We start from the raw sequence: 17,336 nt of genomic DNA, 5'->3' as shown, positions 1-17,336 counted from the left end.
ACGTATTGGGGTGCAGAAAAGGAATTGTCCGCCTCAGTGATCGTGATGCGAATAAATCGGCTGCTGTGAACAACGATAGTTCGGCTTTTGTGGATACATATTATGGCGCTTGAGTTTCTGGATATTGTTATTATTGCTGGTTACGCTCTGGCGCTTATCGCAATTGCAACGCTGGTCAGCCGCGAAGCGGCCGGTCACAAGAAGGATACTGCGGATTATTTCCTTGCGGGCAAGGCGCTGCCGTGGTGGGCGATCGGGGCGTCGCTCATTGCCGCCAATATTTCGGCGGAACAGATCATCGGCATGTCCGGTTCGGGTTACGCCATCGGTCTGGCGATTGCCTCTTATGAGTGGCTCGCCGCCATCACGCTGATCGTTGTCGGCAAGTACTTTTTGCCGATCTTTTTACAGCGCGGCATTTATACGATGCCGCAGTTTCTGGAGCAGCGCTTCGGCAGCGGCGTCAAATATGTGATGTCGGTCTTCTGGATCGGCATATATACTTTCGTCAATTTGACGACCATTTTGTGGCTTGGGGCGACGGCGATCAACGCGCTTGCTGGTGCCGAAATGATGCTCGGCATGGTGCTGCTTGCGATGTTCGCCGCAGCGTATTCTCTTTATGGAGGACTGAAAGCGGTGGCGCTTACCGATATCATTCAGGTTGTGCTGCTCGTTCTCGGCGGCGCCCTGATCACGCATGTGACGCTGACGCAAGTAGGCGACGGTTCCGTGTGGGGCGGATATCAGGAGCTTGTGGCTGAGTTTCCTGAACGCTTCGACATGATCCTTTCAAAAGATAATCCGCAATACGCTAATTTGCCCGGTCTCGGCGTTATCCTGGGCGGGATGTGGATCATGCATTTTTCGTATTGGGGCTTCAATCAATATATCATCCAGCGTGCGCTGGCGGCGAAGAGCGTAGCGGAAGCGCAAAAGGGGGTTATGTTCGCCGCTTTCCTGAAAGTAGTGACGCCTTTTATTATTGTCGTGCCAGGAATCGCCGCCGTGTCCTTGGCGCCAGATCTGGCAAAGCCGGACCAAGCATATCCGGAGATGATGAAGCTCGTGCCAGCGGGGATTCGCGGGTTGATCTTCGCTGCGTTGATCGCTGCGATTGTGTCTTCGCTTGGCTCGATGATGAATTCGATTTCGACGATCTTTACGATGGACCTCTACCGGCCATTGCTAGGTAAAGACAGATCCGAGCGCGAGCTGGTGCGCGTCGGCCGCATCACCAGCTTTTCGGCGCTTGCCATCGCTGTCCTCGCGGCGCGGCCGCTGCTCGACGGCGCTGATCAGGTCTTTCAGGTTATTCAGGAATACACCGGTTTCTTCACACCCGGTATTGTCGCCATCTTCGTGCTCGGCATGTTTTGGAAGCGGGCGACGGAGTTTGGCGTGATCGCGGCTGTCATAGGATCGTTCGCCCTGTCGCTTGCCTTCAAGATCCAGCTTCCCGAAATGCCATTTATTGATCGCGTCGGCCTGGTTTTTCTCTCCTGTCTCGCGGTCGGTGTCGCGCTGTCATATATGCAGAAGCCAGACTGTGAGGAGAAAGCGGTGCGGCTCGGCGACATTTCCTTTAGAACGGGCCCGGTATTCAATCTCGGCTCCGTTGTCGTCGCCTCCACTCTGATTTTCCTTTATGCATTCTACTGGTGAGTGAATGTGAATATGCTTATGTCGGCTGGAGGTTTAATAAATTGCTCCACTCGAGCTACAGTCAAAATTGATTTGGAAACAGATCAATTGTCTCCGAGCATCAGAGCCCTAAAAATATTTTGCATCTCCCTTGCGAGCCTGATGGCTGTTGCCTGCGACAGGGCCGTCGTTACGGTGCCTGATGCCGATGCCCACTGTTTGGCGCCGAGAGAGGGCGCGGATGGTTCCGTCGCCATACCGGCCGGAACGGTGCGGCTTGGGGAAGGAGGGCTTTACCGTGAAGAAGGCCTCGTGCGGGAAGTCAGCATTGAGGCCTTCGAAATCGACCGCACCGAAGTGACCAATCAGGCGTTCAGTGAATTTGTCGATGCAACCGGCTATGTCACCCGTGCTGAACGCGGTCTCGATACGACCGTTGCGGCTGAATTGCCTGAGGAACTCCGTCAACCCGGTTCGCTGGTTTTCTCGCCGCCGGAGGCGCGGGAAGCTATGACGCCTTCCGCTTGGTGGCGCTTTACGCCGGGCGCAGACTGGCGCCATCCGTACGGGCCAGGCAGCACGATCGAAGGCAAAGACCAGTACCCGGTCGTTCACATCGCGATCGAGGACGCGATCGCTTATGCGAACTGGAAAGGACGTCGGCTGCCAACGGAGGCGGAATGGGAATACGCCGCCGCTCGCGACGCTGGCGCCAACCCCGCCGCGCCTTCGGCCAATTACTGGCAGGGTATGTTTCCGTTTATCAACAGCGGCGAGGATGGTTTTACGGGACTCGCGCCCGTGGGCTGTTTCAAGGCGAACAAGCACGGCCTTTACGATATGGTCGGCAATGTCTGGGAGTTGACTGCCAGTCCCTATTATCCACGCCACGCAGCGGATGGGTTACGGGATGAATTTCCTCAAGGATACGCACCGGAGCAACCTGGGATACCCGTCAATGTCATAAAGGGCGGCTCTTATCTTTGCGCAAAGAATTTCTGTTTCCGTTACCGTCCGCAATCGCGCCAGCCGCAGGACGCTTATCTAGCGACCTCGCATGTGGGATTTCGTACGGTGAAGCGGCTGTGAACGGGACGATGGGTGGTCATTTCTCAGCAAGGTCGGCATTAGTTCCAGTACCTGAATTTGATATAATAGTGTTCGGGGCTACGGGCGATCTTGCGCTTCGAAAACTGATTCCATCATTGTTTCATCGGTGGCGCGACGGACAGATATCGAAGACTTCGAGGATTGTCGGCGTATCGCGCGCCGAAATGGATTGCGTTGGCTTTAGCAAGCTGGCGCTTGGGAGCTTTCGGGAATTTCATCCAAGCGAGAGAGTTGACGAGGCGGAGTGGGGCGCCTTTACGAACAACCTCCGCTATTGCGGACTTGATGCGGCGCATGCCGAAGCCGATTGGTCATACGTACGCAACGCGCTGAAGGGCGCCGGCGACAAACAACGCATTTTTTATCTTGCGCTGCCGCCGGCGCTTTACGGCGCGGTCAGCGCCAATATCGCCGCCGCTGGCCTGAACCAGGCCGGCGCGCGTATCGTTCTGGAAAAGCCAATCGGCGCGGGTTTGCAAAGCGCCCGCGATATTAACGCCGCGGTCGGCGCCGTATTCAACGAAGACGAAATTTACCGGATCGACCATTATCTCGGAAAGGAGACCGTCCAGAATCTGATCGTTTTGCGGTTCATGAACTCGTTATTTGAACCGGTGTGGAATGCCAACGCTATCGACCACGTGGAAATTACCGTCGCGGAAACAATTGGAGCCGGCGGACGGGCCAGCTATTATGACGCCGCTGGCGCGCTACGCGACATGGTGCAGAACCACCTGCTGCAATTGCTGTGTCTTGTGGCGATGGAGCCGCCGCTTGATCTTGATTCCGATACGCTACGCGATGAAAAGATAAAGGTATTGCGCGCCCTGCGCCCGATTTCGCGCGTGAATGTGCGTTCGTCTACGGTCAGAGGCCAGTACGGTAAGGGCGCTATCGACGGCGAAGTGGCTGCCGGTTACTGTGAAGAGCTTGGGGGCCCGTCCGATACCGAAACGTTTGTCGCGATTAGGGCTAATGTCGATAACTGGCGCTGGAAAGGCGTCCCGTTCTATTTGCGCACGGGAAAGCGGATGGCGTCTCGTTATTCCGAGATCATTATTCAGTTTAAGGATATTGCGCACGCCCTGGTTGATGACGAGCCTCTGCCACCGACGCGAATGGTGATCAGGCTCCAGCCGGATGAAGGCGTCAAATTGCTCCTCGTGACAAAAGATCCCGGCCCCGGCGGTATGCGGCTTCGCTATGTGCCTCTGAATCTTTCTTACGCGGAACAGTTTGAGGCTCGCTATCCTGACGCCTATGAGCGGCTCCTGATGGCTGTGGTGCGCGGTGATCTCGGTCTGTTCATGCGCCGCGACGAGGTTGAGGCCGCGTGGCGTTGGGTCGATGGAATCCGCGACGCATGGGCACAGGATGACACGCCTGTCTACAATTACGCTGCGGGCACGGAAGGGCCGGCGCAGGCCGCCATGATGCTCGATCGCGAAGGACGGGAGTGGTTCAATGGCGCTTGAGCCGGCGATGACCGCATTCACATCACGCGAAGCGCTTGCAATGCGGATCAGTGCCCTGATCGCAACGGAGCTTGACCGTGGGGCGCGCCTTAACGGTAGCGCGGCGATCGCCGTTTCCGGGGGGACGACGCCGAAACCGCTTTACGAGGCGCTGGCCGAGCGGGACCTACCCTGGGGGCGCATTGCGGTTGCGTTAATCGATGAGCGCTGGGTCCCGCCGGATCATCCCCGTTCCAACGAGACCTTTGTGCGCAATGCGTTCGCTGCCGCGACCTGTGCGCGGATCAGTGGGCTCTATCAAGACGGCGTGTCGGCTGAAAAGGCCGCTGGCAGGATCTGTGCAGCCGGGGATCGACCTGCATTCAATGTAGTGGTGCTCGGCATGGGCGAGGACGGGCATACGGCCTCATGGTTTCCCCAGGCACAGGGCCTTGCGAATGCGCTCCGGAGCGATAAACCCGTATGCGCCGTGACGGCGCGCCGAAGCGAAGCGACCGGCGACGAAGTCGAGCGCATCACGATGTCGCTTTCCGCGATCGCCAAAGCGCCGCTCGTGATCTTGACTATAGCAGGCGGGGAAAAACGCGCTGCTTTCGAGGCGGCGATGGCGGACGGTCCGGTTGAGGACATGCCGGTCCGAGCCATTTTGCGGGCGCGGCCCGACCTTTTAGTCTGCTGGGCGCCATGAGGAAAAAGCTGTGGTGAAGCTGAATCACGTTGTAACGCGCGTTACCGATCGCATCTGCGAACGCAGCGAAAAGACGCGCAACGCCTATTTGAAACTGATGCGCGTCGCCGCCTCGAAAGGACCCCACAGATCTCATTTATCATGCGGAAACCTGGCGCATGCGGCGGCGGCGTGCGATGCCGTCGCCAAGAAACGCCTCGCCGAGGGCGTCTGCCCAAATATAGGCATCGTCACGGCCCATAACGACATGCTGTCCGCGCATCAGCCGCTCGGCGCATATCCCGACGTCATTAAGGCGGCGCTTGGCGAAATCGGCGCCACGGGGCAGATCGCCGGCGGCGTGCCAGCCATGTGCGACGGCGTTACGCAGGGACAGCCCGGCATGGACTTGTCGCTGTTTTCCCGCGACGTAATCGCCATGGCTACAGCGGTCTCGCTTTCGCACAATGTGTTTGACGGCGCGCTCATGTTGGGCGTCTGCGACAAGATAGTGCCGGGCATGTTTATTGGAGGCGCGCGTTTCGGTCATCTTCCCATTTTGTTCCTACCGGCCGGGCCGATGACGTCCGGCCTGGAGAACAACGAGAAGGCACGCGTGCGACAACTGCACGCCGAAGGAAAGGTCGGCCGCGATGCGCTCTTGAGGGCTGAAAGCGAGAGTTATCATTCGCCTGGCACTTGCACGTTTTATGGCACCGCCAACTCCAACCAGATGATGATGGAGGCGATGGGGCTGCACGTCCCTGGATCCGCCTTCGTCAATCCTGGAACGCCTCTGCGCGAAGCCATTGTCAGAAAAACCGCGCTGCAGGCGGCGTCCGTGACTGCGCTCGGCAACACGTATATTCCATTCTGCCACGTCGTCGATGAACGCGCGATCGTCAACGCGATGGTCGGCCTCCACGCCACTGGGGGGTCGACCAACCACACGATTCATCTTGTGGCCATGGCGCGGGCGTGCGGCATTGTCATTGACTGGGATGATTTTTCCGCGCTTTCCGATGTAACGCCGTTGCTGGCGCGCATTTACCCGAACGGCATGGCGGACGTGAATCGCTTTCACGCCGCAGGAGGGTTGGGGTTCGTCATTCGCGAACTGCTCGACGCCGGGCTTATGCATGAGGACGTGACGACCGTCATGGGGAAGGGGCTTCGCCGCTTCGCCGCCGAGCCGCATCTTGAGAACGGCGCATTCGGCTGGCGCTCCCCGCCCGCCCGGTCCGGCGACGGCGAGACATTGCGGCCGGCGCAAAATCCATTTCGAAAACTGGCGGGCTTCGCATACTCAAGGGCAACCTCGGCCGGGCCGTAATCAAAGTCTCGGCGGTTGAGCCGAAAAAGCGAACCCTTGCCGCGCCGGCGATCGTGTTTCGTAGCCAGCAGGAATTGATCGATCGATTTCGGGCGGGCGAGCTGAACCGCAATTTCGTCGCCGTTGTTCCATTTCAAGGTCCCAAGGCGAACGGCATGCCGGAGCTTCACCGCCTGACGCCGCCTCTCGCTGTCCTTCAGGAGAAAGGATTTAAAGTGGCTCTGATCACGGACGGCCGCATGTCAGGGGCCAGCGGAAAGGTGGCCGCCGCGATCCATGTAACCCCAGAGGCCGTCGACGGCGGCGCGATCGGAAAACTTCGCGACGGCGACATGATTCGCCTCGATGCGCAGGCCGGCGTCCTCACAACCGATGCCGATCTTAATGGCCGCCAGATGTTGGCGCACAAGCTCGATCCGGACCACTGGGGAACCGGCCGTGAACTCTTCGCCGGATTTCGGGCGTTGGTTGGTCCCGCGGAGACAGGCGCGATGACTGTTAATCTGGATGCGGATCGTGGCTGACCCCTTTTTGGTTGCCGATATCGGGGGAACGAATGCCCGTTTCGCCATTGCGGTTGAGATCGGCGAGAAGTACGCGGTTCGCGATGCGATGGTTTATCGCGCTATGGACTTCGAAAACGTACTTGATGCGGCCACCGCCTATCTCGACACCGTTGCAGCAAAACCGAAGCGCGCGTGCTTTGCAGCCGCTGGCCCGGTCGTCGATGGTAAAGTTGATTTCACCAATTCGCACTGGACGTTGTGCGGGCCCGAGATCGCGCGGCCTTTGGGTATCGAGCAGTTGCGCATCGTCAACGATTTTTTCGCTCTGGCGGCAGGCTTCGCGCATCTTCCCGGCGACAGCGTTCTCAAGGTCAAGGACGGTTCACCTATGACAGATGCGCCGCAGCTTGTCATCGGCCCCGGCACAGGTCTCGGCCAGGCGCTGATTGCGCCAACAAGCTGGGGTCGCAAGGTCATCGCCACTGAAGGCGGTCACGTTGCTTTTGCGCCGTATACGCAAGACGAAATCGAAATCAGGAACCTGATCAGCCGGGACCATCCGCGCGTGTCGGTCGAGCGGCTATTGTCTGGTGGCGGACTTGTCCGGATCCATCGCGCTCTTTGCGCAATCGAGGGAGCTGGTTGCGATTTCATGCAGGCGCACGAAATCACCAGCGCCGCGACCACGGGTGGACATATGATCGCTGTGAAAGCGGTAGAGATGTTCTGCGCCATTTTAGGCCGGGTCGCGGGCGACGCCGTACTGGCGACGGGCGCGCGCGGCGGCGTTGTTCTGGGCGGCGGCATCCTACCAAAAATGAAGGAAGTTTTTCTTAACAGCGATTTTCTCCGGTGTTTCAAGGACAAGGGGCGGATGTCCGATTACGTCGGCGCCGTTCCTGTGCAATTGATCATCACAGAAAACGCGGCGCTATTCGGCGCGGCGGCGTCTATGGAGACAGACAATTGAATATCGACGACATTCTCGACGTTGCGAAGATCATCCCGGTTCTCGAAGTTTCCTCCCTTGAAAAGGCGACGCCGCTGGCCAAAGCGCTTGCCCGAGGCGGCATGCAGGTCGTTGAGGTGACCCTGCGAACGCCCTGTGCCCTAGAGGTGGTCGCCGCAATGCGATCCGCGGCGCCCGAGTTGATCGTTGGCGTCGGGACGATCTGTAAACCTAGCGATGTCGTTGCAGCGATAGACGCCGGCGCGGCGTTCCTGGTCAGCCCTGGCGCAAGCGAGACCCTTCTTGGTGAGCTGGCGGCATCCGGCGCGCCGTCGATGCCCGGTGTTGCGACCGCATCTGAATCAATCGCCGCATTTGAGGCGGGATTTAAAGCGCAGAAATTTTTTCCGGCTGAGCTGGCGGGCGGGGTTTCCTATCTCAAGGCCCTCGCGGGACCATTGCCTGACGTCAGGTTTTGCCCGACAGGCGGCGTCAGCGCCGCCCGTGCGCTGGACTATCTCGCGCTTCCCAACGTCGCTTGCGTCGGCGGTTCGTGGGTTGCGACGAAACAACTGATTGCAGAGAGCGCCTGGGTGGTGATTGAAGACAATGCCAGAACCGCTGTGGACTTACAGTCAGCATCCAGATTTTCCGGTCGACCTCAATGAGGCTTTCCCTTGAAGCCGCCGCAGCCCGGCTTTTGCAATGTGCGCTCTGGCGAAGAGTGGCGAAAGCCTGACGGATTTCAGATATTCCACATTAATGTTGATCGCCTCGCCAGCTGGATCGAAACCAAGGGCGCGCCGCAATTCATGCAGCGCGGCAAGTTCCAGAAAAGTTGACACAACCCCGCCACGGAGCGCTTTGATCAGCGGATTGCCGAAGTGAGCGTCATCCGGTGAAGTTGAATAAAGGGCGCCGTTTTCGGTTTCCTCGACATCAAACCGGAACCACTGGCGAAGCGGCAAGTTCGCAAATTGCGTCATGCCGGTTGCCTTTTCCCGAGCCGTGCAAAGTCCGGCCCACCGCTCGCGATCATGAAAGCGCCAGCCGCACTCGCTAGCGGCAGCAGGCAAAGAATGGCTATGAGCGCGTATTCGGAGATTGCTACGAGCGTATAGAAAAGGAAGACATTAGATCAAATCTGACGTAGTGAGCCGAATTCTGTAATCTCTGCGTTCTTTATTTTTGTGCTTGCCACGACGCGTGTCAAACAAGAGTGCATGTTGCCTAACTTAATCTTCAAAATGATTATGTCTGTTCCGCTTTTGCCGCGTGGCTCCATTTTGCACCGCCGTTGACGGCCGCCATTGGTATCTTGACGTCCCGGATTGACGACCGTGCTGGCGGGGGCCAAGAGATTGAATGAAGCGTAATGGGAGAACTCAATGAAGAATAGTTCTTGCATTTCTGGCGAGAGGCGATGGGTCGAGCGCTGGCCCGATGAAGATTCCATTACTCGCCATTTTCATTGCAGCGCTATGGGCTCCATGCACCTTTGCGGAAGAAAAAGCGACATGGAGCGTGCTTCTTGAGAATGACTATTTCGGTTCGACTGATAGCAACCACACAAACGGCGTGCGGTTTGGTTATCTGTCGACGCCGGGGCGCGGTAAAGAAATCGCGAGACGGTTTTTGCGGGCGTCGCCGGCTGACGTTACGCGAATTGGCTTCGCTCTCAGTCACAGCATTTTACCCCGCAAGATACAGAGGCGATTGAACCGCTTCCTGATCAGCATACATACGCCGTTTGGCTCTACGGGGAATATTCCGTGCTGGTTGAACGCGACAATGATATGTTCGACATGCTCACCGTTTTGGCCGGTGTAATCGGGCCTGCCGTGCTCGGCGACAACGTGCAGTACAATTTCCATCGACTTATCAAGGGCGACAGGGTCAACGGATGGGACAACCAGCTCTGCAACGAGCCCGGTTTAATTCTGTCCTATGAACGGCGCTGGCGGCCGTTTTTTTCGCGTATCTCGCCCCGGCGTCGGAATCGATGCATCGCCCAATGCGGGCATCTCCGTCGGCAATGTGTTGACGCAAGGCAAGACCGGCCTGACATTTCACGTCGGCCAAAATCTTGAAGGAAACTACTGGCCGCCGCGCATTCGGCCCAGCCTTGCAGGCGCCGGATATTATCGCGGCGTCGACGCCGCATCGTGGTACCTGTTCGCCGGCGCGGAAGGGCGTGCGGTCGCGCGCAATATTTTTCTTGACGGGAATACCTGGCGCGCAAGTCTTTCGGTCGAAAAACGCCATCTCGTCGCCGACGTCCAGGCCGGCGCCGTGATCCAAATCAAATCGTTCCAGATCGCCTATACTTATGTTTGGCGGACGAAGGAGTTTGCAACACAGGACACGCGGCATGAGTTCGGCGCGCTTTCGCTATCGGCAAAATTCTAGCATGATCGCTGATCGACGAAAAACGGCGCCGAACCAGCGCAAATGCATTTGGAAGTCTGCTTTGAGGATGTTTCTGAAGTCTCCATCGCCGGATGCACACCGGGCAAAATTTCGGCCGGAATTTCCTTGATTATGTGCTGCTCATAATTCGGCGGTATGGAGAATTGCGGATAATTGCTCTCGCTGCACACGGTGCTTGTCCGGGTTTTCTGCCATCAACTTTTTTAAGTTCAGAATTTTCCATTTGATCGCCGGCAGGGCGGCGGCCTGCGGCAGACCGATGAGTGAGAAATCAGGTTCGCCCGCCTGCAGCGTCATCAGGAATTCCGCCGCTGGTCCCTTAATGCGCGACCTAACGTCGGCAATCAGCTGCGATCGCGCGCCGGTCAATTCTTCGAGTGCAACGGGCGCCGCCGTCATCCCGACGAGTTCCTTCTCGAATTCGGCCGCGATATCCTTTTCGTTCGGCGCCAGCAATTCATGGGTGGGACGGCTCGAACAGGCGATGTAAATTAGAAACGCGCCGAAGAGTTCGTCGGTGAGGCCTTCGTTTTCGTAGAGGAGTTTTATGTCGAAGAGATCGCGCGGGTGCTGGCGGTCTAGCGCGGCGTGTAATTTGCTGGCGTAAAGATCATCGAACGAGACTACCTTCGTTTCCACGAATCCATATCTGTCTTCGACCGCAGGCGCCGCACGCATGAGGCGCGTTTTGCCGATCACGCCGCGCATGACGGGCGAGGTCTCGATCTTGACTGTAACGCGGCCAGCATCCGCAAGGATGCGCGTCTCGCCGCCGCCGCCGGCGATGCGCCCAGCCTTTGCACCGGGCAGAGCGTTGATGCGCGCTGTGAGGCGATCGAACGCCTCGTCAATCGCTTCCAACGACGGCGCGCGTTCGGCGATAGGGAGATAGGCGAGGTCGATATCTACCGACAGCCGCGGCATGTCGCGATAAAAGAGATTGATCGCCGTGCCGCCTTTGAGTGCAAAGTCGGGTTCGTCAGCGAGGAGCGGCAACAGCCGCACCAAGAGCCGCACCTGCGCCAGATAGGTCTCACGGGCCATCGTCGGGTCTCTCGTTTTGCGCGTCGTCTATCAGATCGGGCGGGATCGTGATGGCGTAGCGCGGATGCAGGCGGCCGCCTTCAACAAGCGCGCGCGGACCCGATCCGAGATCGAAATCGTCCGGGTTCAGATATTTTCGCCAGGCGTGATCGTGCTGGTCGGCGTAGACGAAGAACAGCCGTTTGACTTTCACGCTGCGGCATTCCTGGAGCAGGGCTTCGAGAAGCCGCGGGCGAAGATTGGCGAGACCTTCGAATATTGCATCGACATTGTGAAAGCTTTCATGGACCGGCAGTTCATTCAGCATTTCGAGGATCGCCCGTTCGGGCGTTGAGACGACGAGATCGTTCAATCGTCGTTGCTTCGGGGATGATTGCTTTTTGTCGTCTACGCCATCGACGCCGGTTTTTGATCCGCTGAACAGGCTAAGGGTTCTCGTTTCGAACCGGTCCGCACCCGGCAGCCGCGCAAGCCATGACGGGACATCGCCATAAAGATAGACGCGCGGCGCCTCGGCGCCGAGGCGCAGATAGTGCTCAAAGCCGTGCAGCGACAGGGCGGTGCGCCCGCCCACATGAACGTCGTAGCCCATAACCCGCTGCAGAGAGAGGACGAGGCGGCGCCAGTCGTCGGCGGCGCTGACATCGCGGTTCGTGTCAGGCCGGCGGTAAACGCCGCGGGCGAGCTTTTCGAGCCAGCCGCGTTGCTCATATTGCAGGATCGATTTGCGGTCGATTCCGCGAGCCGTCAGCCATGCGGCGTCGGCGACATAGCCGGGCGGCAAGTCGTCGAGTAGGGGCTTTAACCGTTCCTGACGTTGTTGGGTCATAGCCAATAAAATATAGTATTTTCAAAGTTCTGGCAAGGCTTTGGTTTGACAACATGCCTTTTCAGGGGTTAATAACCAATAAATCACCATTTTAGTAAAGTTGCTTGCCGCGGGCGGCCGCCTGGCGGTGCCGGGCTCTAGGCGCGCCGATCAAAGGGTGATCGGCGGCCCGAAGACGACAAATTCAAAAAATGAATTCGCCGTCTTCGCCCTTCGGGTGACGATCCCTGCCGCTTGCCCGACCGTTGGTCGGGATACGGACGCGGGGGCAGGCCCCCGCGACTTTTACGAATTCCCCTGGGACGGTCGGGGGCGGCGGAACGGAAGACGGGGGCGGGTAGCGCCGGGCGGCCGGTCCGCAACCGTTTTGGATTTTGATCCGTCTAAGTCGTTTTCCTTCTCCTACCAAAACCATTGCGGCCCGTCCTTAAAACCCGGCGCTTCTCCGCGCCCCGTTTCCGCCGCCCCCGCCGTCTGGGGAAATTTGCGGCGGGGCGAAGTCCGGAAAGGAGCGGCGAGCGATGGAAAAACAGACAAACATTAAAGCAAGCGGAGAGGCCGCAGAAGCGGACGTCAATGGCGTCCGGCATGGCGAGTCGCAAAACGCTCAGCAAAACAAACGAGCGCGCAAACGACGCCGCGGCAAGAATGGCGAGCCGCGCACTAACATTTATGACGAGGTAACGGCGAAGATCGTTCGGGAACTTGAGGCCGGGCGCTTTCCATGGGCGCAGCCTTGGGCCGCGCGCGGTGAACCCGCAACCATCGCTGCAGGCCTGCCGAAAAATGCCCAGACAGGCCGCGCCTATTCCGGGATCAATATTCTGTTGCTCTGGGGCGCCGCCATCGATAACGGCTTTTCTGACCAGACATGGCTGACTTTCAAACAGGCGAAAGCCTTGGGCGGTTCTGTCATGAAAGGCGAGCGCGGCGCCATGGTCGTTTACGCCGACAAATTTATCCCGAGGGACGAGCAGGAGCGAGCGGCGAAAGACGGCGACGAGGCGTCATTCGTGCCATTCCTCAAACGCTATACGGTCTTTAACGCCGCGCAATGCGAGGGCTTGGCCGAAGAACTGACGGCGGGCGCCAAGCCACTGCCGGAATGCGATGCGATCCCGCGCGCGGAAAATCTTATCAAGGCGACCGGCGCCGATTTTCGGATCGGCGGCGACAGGGCGTTTTATGTACCGAGCCAAGACTTTATTCGCGTTCCGCCGCAACCGGCGTTCTTCGAGCAGATCAACTATTATCGCACATGCTTTCACGAGCTTGGCCACTGGACCGGCCACGCCTCGCGCCTGAACCGTGAATTCAAGGGCCGCTACGGAAGCCACGCTTATGCCCGCGAGGAACTGGTCGCCGAAATGGCGAGCGCGTTTATCTGCGCGTCGCTATCCATCACGCCGACCGTGCGCCATGCGGATTATCTGGGTGCATGGCTTGAGGTCTTGAAGGAAGACAACCGCGCAATTTTCAACGCGGCGTCGCTCGCCTCCAAAGCGGCGGAGTTTATTCTCGCCTTTGAGAATCCGGCGCCGGACGCTGACGCATCTGCGATGGAGCGCGCGGCATGAGCGCGCGCGACGAAAAGCCGGAAGCAGAAGAAACGGGTGCCGGAACGCAATCGCTGATGTGCGGCGTCGCGCCGATCACGTTGCGCGACCGGCTTGGCGTGTTGGCGGCGGCGCCCTTGGCGCCCCGCGCCGCGCAAAAAAGCTGCGACATGGGACTCTTCGATTTGGAATTCCGCTGCCAGATCGACCTTATCGATGAATTGCGCCGTCTCGACCGCGAAGCGGCGTCTCAATCCAAACCATCAGCAACAGGAGAATGAAAGATGGAACTGCAAACAATCCCGCTCGACCGATTGGCGGTCTCAGCGCTCAATATGAGAGCGTCGCGCAAAAAGCCATATCTCGACGATATATTGCCGTCGATCCGCGAACGCGGCGTATTGGTGCCGCTGCTCGTGCGTCCCAATGGCGAGCCAGACCACTTCGAAATCGTCGCCGGACGGCGGCGATTTCTGGCCTCGAAGACAATCGAAAAGGAAACCGGCGAGGCGCGCGAATTGCCCTGCCGGGTGTTGGCCGAGGGCGATGACGCCGCCGCCGTGGAGGCCTCGATTCTTGAAAACACCGCCCGGCTCGAGCCCGACGAAATGCAGGAATTCGAGGCGTTCAAAAATCTCAACGACAAAGGCAAGAGCGTTGACGAGATCGCCCGCATATTCGGGTTGACGGAACTCACAGTGAAGCGCCGCTTCGCCTTGGCGAGCCTCATTCCCGGCATCCGCAAGGCCTATGCCGACGACGACATCGACGGGGCCAGCATCACCGCGCTCACCCTAGCGAGCGTTGCTAAGCAGCGCGAATGGTTCGAAATGTTCAAATCGGAGGACATGCGGGCTCCACGTGGACCCGCGTTAAAGCGCTGGCTCTTGGGCGGCGGCGAGATCGAAACCAGCGCCGCGCTCTTTTCCCTAGAAGATTATGACGGCGATATCTTCGAGGATTTGTTCGGCGAGCGGTCGGTTTTCGCTGACGCCGAAAAGTTCTGGGCGCGTCAGGAAGCGGCGATTGAAGTCGAGCGCGAAAAGCTGATTTCAAGCGGCTGGAGCAAAGTGACGGTCCTGCCGCGCGGAGAGTTTTTCCATTCATGGGAGTACGATCAACTCCCCAAAAAAGAGGGCGGCGAAGTGTTCGTCGAAGTGCGCCATTCCGGCGAAGTCGCCTTCATCAAGGGCTACGCGCCCCGGCGGAAAAAGAGCGCGGCGAAAACAGAAAAGCGCACTGAGCGACCCGAATGCTCAGCGCCCTTGGAGAATTATGTGGACCTTCACCGCCATGCCGCCGCGCGCGTCGTGCTCTTGAAACACCAACAAATTGCGATGCGTTTGCTGGCGGCGCATCTGATCGCAGGCGCGCCGAATATCCGTTGTCAGCCCGACCGGCAGGCGACGCGGAAAGAGGAAACGGCGGCGAGCGTTGCGGCGTCGAAAGGGCAAATAGCATTTGAGAAAGAGCGCGCCGACATCGGCAAATTGCTCGATCTTGACGAGCCGTCCTTTATCACGGGCGGCAATGAAGACGGCTGGCGAATGGCTTGCGTTTTCGCAAAAATAATGACGCTTTCGGATACAGACATCACCCGTATTCTGACTTTCGTCACGGCGGAAATCATCGCCGCCGGTCACGAGGCGGTGGACTGTCTCGCGCGCGTTGTGCCTATTGATATCGCCGACTGGATGACGCCCGACGATGCGTTTTTTGAGCTTTTGCGCGACAAAAACATGACCAACGCCATGCTCGCCGACATTGCAGGCGACAGCGTTGCGAAGGCGAACAGCGATGCGACGGCGAAAGCCCAGAAAGCGATCATTCGCGACTGCCTCGACGGCCGGAACGGTCGCGAAAAAACGCAGAACTGGCGCCCGCGCTGGCTGCAGTTTCCGGCGCTGTCCTATGGCGACGTCGGAAAGCCCGGCGCGGTCAAACGCGCCGAGAAAATTGCGCCGCTTTTTGCGGGCTAGGCGATCACGGGGCGGGGCGCATTTCGCGCTTCGCCTCGTCATTTTAGGAACTGATTAGTGCGATATTCAGGTCATCAAAGCCACGCCTTCAATCAGCGATGCGTTCAATTTGCGCGCTTCAGTTCCGGCGCTCAGAACGCCATTCGTCTCTCTCGATTTCGCTTGAGCGACGACGACCATTCCCGGCCTTTATCGCGCGAAACTGAACGACGACCGGCCCGCCCGAAACCGGCGTTGACGAATTTTTTCCTCGGCCTTCGGCCTTCATCGCGAAACAAAAAATCCGTCCCCGCCGGTCCTCCGCTGCGCTTCGGCCCCCAAAAGTGAAAGAGGGGGTTCAGGCGGTCCGGCGCGCCGTTCTCATCGTTTCGCGTCAGGCCGGGGAATGGTTCTCCGGCCAAGCAATAAGGAGACGAAAAGATGGCTCAATCACTTGGAACCGTAACGAAACGCGAGAATGGCGGCTTTGAAGGCACGCTGGCGATGATGACCTTGAATACCAAGATCACCATCGTTCCCAACGAGGCGAAGGACAATGAGCGCCAGCCCGATTTCCGCATCTACGCCGCGCGCGGCAATGAGATCGGCGGCGGCTGGAACCGCGTCGGGAAAAATTCCGGCAAGCCCTACGTCTCGCTCACCTTCGCGCATCCGGCCTTTGGCGAGAAACGCGTTTTCGCGAACCTCGCCCGCGCCGCCGGGCAGGAAGACGAGCGCGTCCTCGCCATTCTCTGGAATCCGCAAAACTAACGCGAGGGTTCCATTGCATTAACGCCCCCCCGCGCGGAACTTCCGCGCGGGGGTTTTCATTATCCGGAATCATTTCTGCGTCATCCGAGTCGATTTTGCGTCATCGTAAATTCGACTCTGGGCGCTTGGTCTTCGCCCGTTCATTGTGACCTTCGTGGGATTGGTTGCACGACCTCCCGTAAAGCGGCGAGCAAGACGCTTCGCGGAAAGGCGATGGATGATGACCGGGACGCAAAAGAGCCCCGAAAGCCCGTTTCTCTATGCAGCGGAAGCGGCGCAATATTTGAGATTAAGCGAACGCACGCTCGAATATTACCGGATTTACGGCGGCGGGCCTGTCTATCGCAAACATGGCAACCGCATTCTCTATCATCGCGCCGATCTCGACGGCTGGTCGCAGGGACGCAAATATACGTCGACCGGCGGCGCCGGGTCGCCGGATCGCGACAGAGCGGCTGGGCAATCATGAAGAGGGGCCGCAAGAAACCTCTCATTATTGGCGCCGTGGCGGTTGCTGCGCTCGGCGTTGCAAGCGCCGCCGAATTTGCGCCGCGCCTCGTCTGGAACGCCAGCGCCAGCGCGCCCATTGGGCTTTATTCGGTATTGCAAGAGAGGCTTGAGCGCGGCGATTTTGTCATCGTAGCGCCGACGCCACGCATTCAGGCGCTGATCGACGAACGCGGTTATCTGCCGCCGGCGACGCCGCTTTTGAAGCGTGTTGCGGCGCGTTCCGGCGCCCGTATTTGCCGTAACGAAGACACTATTTCAATTGACGGCGCTGTTGTCGCCCATGCGCTGCTTCGCGATTCCGAAGGCCGCACACTGCCGGTCTGGAGCGGCTGCAAGACCCTCGAAGCCGATGAAATCTTTCTTCTCAACGATCACGCTCAGTCCCTGGATGGACGGTATTTCGGAGCGACCAAAACCGCTTTCGTGATCGGCGTCGCGCGTCCTGTCTGGACGCGCGGCGAGCGGAACCAATTTCAGGAAATGGAATGAAGAAATGAGACGGGTACGGAATAAGGCGGGAAGGGCAAGATTAAACGGGCGACGCCGCTATGCGG

At 58.8% G+C, this 17,336-nt stretch carries 17 protein-coding genes and 2 pseudogenes; 16 read left to right on the top strand and 3 right to left on the bottom strand.

Going from position 1 to position 17,336, the window contains the following annotated elements; translation table 11 throughout:
* The first annotated feature begins 102 nt into the window (after window positions 1-102).
* The 7 genes and pseudogenes from ACQY5P_RS05955 (at window position 103) to eda (ending at window position 8,352) form a co-directional block, all read left to right on the top strand.
* A complete protein-coding gene (locus ACQY5P_RS05955) occupies window positions 103-1,665 on the top strand; it encodes a sodium/sugar symporter (RefSeq protein ID WP_104831455.1) in 1,563 nt (520 codons plus the stop codon).
* 141 nt (window positions 1,666-1,806) lie between these two features.
* A complete protein-coding gene (locus ACQY5P_RS05950) occupies window positions 1,807-2,733 on the top strand; it encodes a formylglycine-generating enzyme family protein (protein WP_207764899.1) in 927 nt (308 codons plus the stop codon).
* Window positions 2,730-4,229, top strand: a complete 1,500-nt coding sequence (gene zwf / locus ACQY5P_RS05945) for a glucose-6-phosphate dehydrogenase (protein WP_207764898.1) — start codon at window positions 2,730-2,732, stop codon at window positions 4,227-4,229. The genes ACQY5P_RS05950 and zwf overlap by 4 nt, the downstream gene beginning before the upstream one ends.
* Complete coding sequence (gene pgl, locus ACQY5P_RS05940) at window positions 4,219-4,917, top strand: 6-phosphogluconolactonase (RefSeq protein WP_104831453.1); 699 nt, start codon at window positions 4,219-4,221, stop codon at window positions 4,915-4,917. The genes zwf and pgl overlap by 11 nt, the downstream gene beginning before the upstream one ends.
* Before the next feature lie 97 nt (window positions 4,918-5,014).
* Window positions 5,015-6,753 (top strand): annotated as a pseudogene (gene edd, locus ACQY5P_RS05935) (phosphogluconate dehydratase).
* Complete coding sequence (gene glk, locus ACQY5P_RS05930; protein ID WP_165793800.1) at window positions 6,746-7,705, top strand: glucokinase; 960 nt, start codon at window positions 6,746-6,748, stop codon at window positions 7,703-7,705. Before edd ends, glk begins: the two are co-directional and overlap by 8 nt.
* Entirely contained in the window at window positions 7,702-8,352 is a 651-nt protein-coding gene (gene eda / locus ACQY5P_RS05925; RefSeq protein WP_104831451.1) for a bifunctional 4-hydroxy-2-oxoglutarate aldolase/2-dehydro-3-deoxy-phosphogluconate aldolase, read from the top strand. Before glk ends, eda begins: the two co-directional genes overlap by 4 nt.
* On the opposite strand, the gene ACQY5P_RS05920 is transcribed toward eda, so the two are convergent.
* The gene (locus ACQY5P_RS05920; protein ID WP_104831450.1) at window positions 8,320-8,670 is read right to left on the bottom strand and encodes a PaaI family thioesterase; all 351 of its coding nucleotides are present in this window, start codon (window positions 8,668-8,670) and stop codon (window positions 8,320-8,322) included. The genes eda and ACQY5P_RS05920 overlap by 33 nt on opposite strands.
* A gap of 457 nt (window positions 8,671-9,127) precedes the next feature.
* Here ACQY5P_RS05920 and ACQY5P_RS05915 point away from each other — a divergent pair, with 457 nt between their 5' ends.
* The 3 genes and pseudogenes from ACQY5P_RS05915 (at window position 9,128) to ACQY5P_RS05905 (ending at window position 10,093) form a co-directional block, all read left to right on the top strand.
* Window positions 9,128-9,514: a lipid A-modifier LpxR family protein gene (locus ACQY5P_RS05915; RefSeq protein WP_108723966.1), complete on the top strand. Its 387-nt coding sequence runs from the start codon at window positions 9,128-9,130 to the stop codon at window positions 9,512-9,514.
* A pseudogene (locus ACQY5P_RS05910) lies at window positions 9,454-9,594 on the top strand (lipid A-modifier LpxR family protein); the annotation flags it as partial. The gene ACQY5P_RS05915 and the pseudogene ACQY5P_RS05910, both read left to right, overlap by 61 nt.
* Before the next feature lie 37 nt (window positions 9,595-9,631).
* Window positions 9,632-10,093, top strand: a complete 462-nt coding sequence (locus ACQY5P_RS05905; protein WP_104831447.1) for a lipid A deacylase LpxR family protein — start codon at window positions 9,632-9,634, stop codon at window positions 10,091-10,093.
* A gap of 141 nt (window positions 10,094-10,234) precedes the next feature.
* On the opposite strand, the gene ACQY5P_RS05900 is transcribed toward ACQY5P_RS05905, so the two are convergent.
* Together ACQY5P_RS05900 and ACQY5P_RS05895 are read right to left on the bottom strand one after the other, a co-directional pair.
* Window positions 10,235-11,158: a nucleotidyl transferase AbiEii/AbiGii toxin family protein gene (locus tag ACQY5P_RS05900; protein ID WP_104831446.1), complete on the bottom strand. Its 924-nt coding sequence runs from the start codon at window positions 11,156-11,158 to the stop codon at window positions 10,235-10,237.
* The gene (locus ACQY5P_RS05895) at window positions 11,148-11,987 is read right to left on the bottom strand and encodes a type IV toxin-antitoxin system AbiEi family antitoxin domain-containing protein (RefSeq protein ID WP_104831445.1); all 840 of its coding nucleotides are present in this window, start codon (window positions 11,985-11,987) and stop codon (window positions 11,148-11,150) included. Before ACQY5P_RS05895 ends, ACQY5P_RS05900 begins: the two co-directional genes overlap by 11 nt.
* A 521-nt stretch (window positions 11,988-12,508) precedes the next feature.
* Between ACQY5P_RS05895 and ACQY5P_RS05890 the strand changes: the two genes are divergently transcribed.
* The 6 genes from ACQY5P_RS05890 (at window position 12,509) to ACQY5P_RS05865 (ending at window position 17,271) form a co-directional block, all read left to right on the top strand.
* Window positions 12,509-13,564: an ArdC family protein gene (locus ACQY5P_RS05890; protein WP_104831444.1), complete on the top strand. Its 1,056-nt coding sequence runs from the start codon at window positions 12,509-12,511 to the stop codon at window positions 13,562-13,564.
* Window positions 13,561-13,824, top strand: coding sequence for a hypothetical protein (locus ACQY5P_RS05885; protein ID WP_104831443.1), 264 nt, complete (start codon window positions 13,561-13,563; stop codon window positions 13,822-13,824). The genes ACQY5P_RS05890 and ACQY5P_RS05885 overlap by 4 nt, the downstream gene beginning before the upstream one ends.
* A gap of 3 nt (window positions 13,825-13,827) precedes the next feature.
* Entirely contained in the window at window positions 13,828-15,522 is a 1,695-nt protein-coding gene (locus ACQY5P_RS05880; RefSeq protein ID WP_104831442.1) for a ParB/RepB/Spo0J family partition protein, read from the top strand.
* Window positions 15,523-15,942: 420 nt separating this feature from the next.
* Window positions 15,943-16,272, top strand: coding sequence for a DUF736 domain-containing protein (locus ACQY5P_RS05875; protein WP_104831441.1), 330 nt, complete (start codon window positions 15,943-15,945; stop codon window positions 16,270-16,272).
* 217 nt (window positions 16,273-16,489) lie between these two features.
* The gene (locus ACQY5P_RS05870) at window positions 16,490-16,741 is read left to right on the top strand and encodes a helix-turn-helix domain-containing protein (protein ID WP_375204407.1); all 252 of its coding nucleotides are present in this window, start codon (window positions 16,490-16,492) and stop codon (window positions 16,739-16,741) included.
* Window positions 16,738-17,271, top strand: a complete 534-nt coding sequence (locus ACQY5P_RS05865; RefSeq protein ID WP_104831440.1) for a S26 family signal peptidase — start codon at window positions 16,738-16,740, stop codon at window positions 17,269-17,271. Before ACQY5P_RS05870 ends, ACQY5P_RS05865 begins: the two co-directional genes overlap by 4 nt.
* Window positions 17,272-17,336 lie beyond the last annotated feature (65 nt).

Source organism: Hyphococcus sp. (genome assembly GCF_965267305.1).
Taxonomy (GTDB): domain Bacteria; phylum Pseudomonadota; class Alphaproteobacteria; order Caulobacterales; family Parvularculaceae; genus Hyphococcus.
The sequence above is the reverse complement of the archived record's forward strand: the minus strand, read 5'-3'. Positions and strand labels throughout refer to the sequence as shown.